The 2838-nt window shown below is 54.8% G+C and carries 1 protein-coding gene; it reads right to left on the bottom strand.

The genetic code is table 11. The features are described 5' to 3' along the window. A partial coding sequence (locus ACYVGR_RS30790) for a gliding motility-associated C-terminal domain-containing protein (protein ID WP_460963808.1) occupies positions 1-2577 on the bottom strand: 2577 nt, incomplete at its 3' end. Positions 2578-2838 lie beyond the last annotated feature (261 nt).

Below are 2838 nucleotides of genomic sequence, written 5' to 3'. Positions count from 1 at the left end.
GCTCGGACACGCATCCACACACACCTTGTTGGAGGGCGTACTCTCCAGGCCCCGCTTGCTAACGGCCGTCACATAATAACAGCCCGCCACGGTCGACAACCCACTGTGGTCATACTTCTGAGTGGGGGCATCCACCGCCGTGAGCACGCCCAGTGTGTCGGTGCGGTAGCGACCATAATAGATCTTGTAACTGGCAATGTTGGGATCACAGCTAGGGCCACTGCCGGGTGTCCAGGCCAGCTTGTTGGTGAAGCTGCTCTGATCACACAGACTCTCGGGACTCAAGGAGGCACAGTTAAGACTATCCACCTGCAAGAGGGGTGGACAGGGTTTGGTGGTGTCGGCCGGGGTGGCACAGATGATCTGACTGTAGTTAATCAGCGGCCCCAGTCGGCTGAGCTGGGTATCGGTGTACTGGCCCCGGGTCATCACCCGATAACAGTAGGAGGAGTCGGCCGAGAGAACCCGGCTGGTGTTGCCATCAGCGGTGAAGGTGTCCGAGCCATCATCGGTGAAGGAGTAAGGAGAGGTGGTGACACTGACTTCGCGAATCTTGTTGAAGGGTCCATTGGGTCCTGAGCGGGAGCGGTAGACATCATGGGTTTTGCCGTCGTTGGACCAGGGGGTGTTGGCCTGCCAGCTCAGCACGATCTGTCGGTTGGCGGGGCTGGCTGCCAGTCGGACGGAGGAGGCCGCATCGGTAACATCGAGCTGGGTCAGCGTCCCGTTGGCGGCTGTGTAGTAGAACTCCAGTCGGTAGCGGTAGGCATTGGCCGTGGTGTTGAGAATCGAGCTGGAGGTGCCTTTGTCCACGAAGAGGGTATCGGGAGCGGTGGGGCTCAGGTTAGTATTGATAGTGGCAATGGTGGTATAGGTGGTACCGGTGAGCCCGGTGGCTCGTTGGAGCCGATACTGGTAGGGGGCACCCAGGTCACCGGGGTTGAGGCCGATGGGCCGGGTCCATTTGACAGTGATCTGTCCGGTGGTGGTGTTGGTCGAATCGACGGTGACCTGGGTGATCACCGGTGCCAGGAGGGGCAGTTCCAGACAGGCTTTGTTGGAGGACAGGCTGACCCCTCCATTGATGCCTCCATTGGGATCAGAAAAGGCGGCTACCAGTCGATAGCCGTAGCTGACTCCTCGTTTGAGGGTGGTGGTGTCGGTATAGGTGGTGGCGGTGCTGGGCACGGTAGCAATCTTGGTATAGCCCGCTGGCACACCCGTCACGCATTTGGGTAAGTCATCGGGCTGACAGCCTTCTTTCCGATAGATGGTAATGGTGGTGGTAGGGCTGCTACAGGTGTAGGCATCCCAGGTGAGCTGGATGGCTCTACCATTGGCGGTGGCGGTTGGTTTGGCGGTTAAGTTCTTGATGGCAGGTCCCACCACCTGAATGCGGAAGGTCTGGAAGGAGACCAGGGCGGGGGTGGGTTTGGGGGGCACATCGGTGACTTTGAAGGTCACGTCATAAGGGGCCTGTCGGACATGGACACAACTGGTTTGCCAGCTGAAGGTGGCCGTGGCAGGTTGTGCCTGGGTAACTCCGCCATTGATGAGTCGGGCATAAGCAGGGGAGATCAGTTCTCCCGGCGTCAGGGCTGCTCCATCGGCCCCCACGTTGAAGACCCCGCCAAATCCGGAGATGATGACTCGGTTTCCATCGGGGTCGGTGGCCGTGACGGGTTGGGTGATCAGGGTACCAGCTTCGGCGCAGAGGTCGGGAATGGGCTGGATAATGGGTCGTTTGTTGGGACTATCCACAACAAAAATCTGCATATCCCGGGTAATTTCCCCGATGAGCACGCCATTTCGCCATTCTTCGATGATGAAGGCGAAATTGTACTGACCTGCTTGTCCTGGGGCATCCCAGCAGAGTTCACCGGTGATGGGGTTGATGGTAAAGGTGGGCGTTCCTCCGGCTTCGCTGGACGTACTAAATCGTGTGGGGTCCTGATAGCCCGGAATGGCAGGCCCTGTACAGCCATTATCGGTTGAGGATGTTTTAGGAACGCTCAATCGGTAGGCCAGGCTATCGCCATCGGCATCGAAGGCGGCCGGATTGTGGCAGAATTTCTGGCCTACTCGTCCCGAATCGAGGGGAGGATTGAGCATGACCGGAGTGGAGTTGGTCAACAGAGATCCATTGATCAGGATCGTTGTTGATACGAAAAAACGGATATTATCGGAGGGAGCTGGTAGGTTTTTAGTATTGAGATTTCGGTTTGGAACGGTTATGCCAATCGTATAAACACCTGGTCCCGGATACGTGTGAACGGCCGTGTAAGAATCAATAGAGGATGTATTTCCATTAATGTAAATACGACTACTTCGCCTAACTTCTAACGTTGAACCATCGCCAAAACAGATTGTATAGGGCTCAGCCTGATTCGCAGCAGCCTTACCCGCTGGCGTCTCATCGTAATAGGCCGTAAACGTAACTTTATACGTAAGTGAGGTAGTAGAAATTCGTTTGGTAGTAATCTCTCCCGCCCGTACGTGTGTAGCATGGCTAACAGTAGGCCATAAGACTGCCCCCAGAAATAGACCTATTACTCCAAGTGTGTAAACAAACCGCATAAAATTATTCCCGTTTTCAACTACAACGATTTCAATCTACAAAAATGTATTCTTTTTTGGTATGTACCTCTCCTTACGTGAGGAAGAGTTTTTTTGTTTCAAATTCCAAGTTTCATGTTTGCTATATATGGCAGCATGGAACTTGAAACATTGAACCTGAAACATTGAACCTGAAACTATCTGGCGGAAACCCCCTCTCGGAGGATTTGCACCCACCCCTTGATGAGCTGGGGAGGGGAGTTCTTGTCCAGCATGGCATAA

The organism is Spirosoma litoris (genome assembly GCF_054776755.1).
Note: the sequence above shows the minus strand (reverse complement) of the source record. Positions and strands in the feature narration are given on the sequence as shown.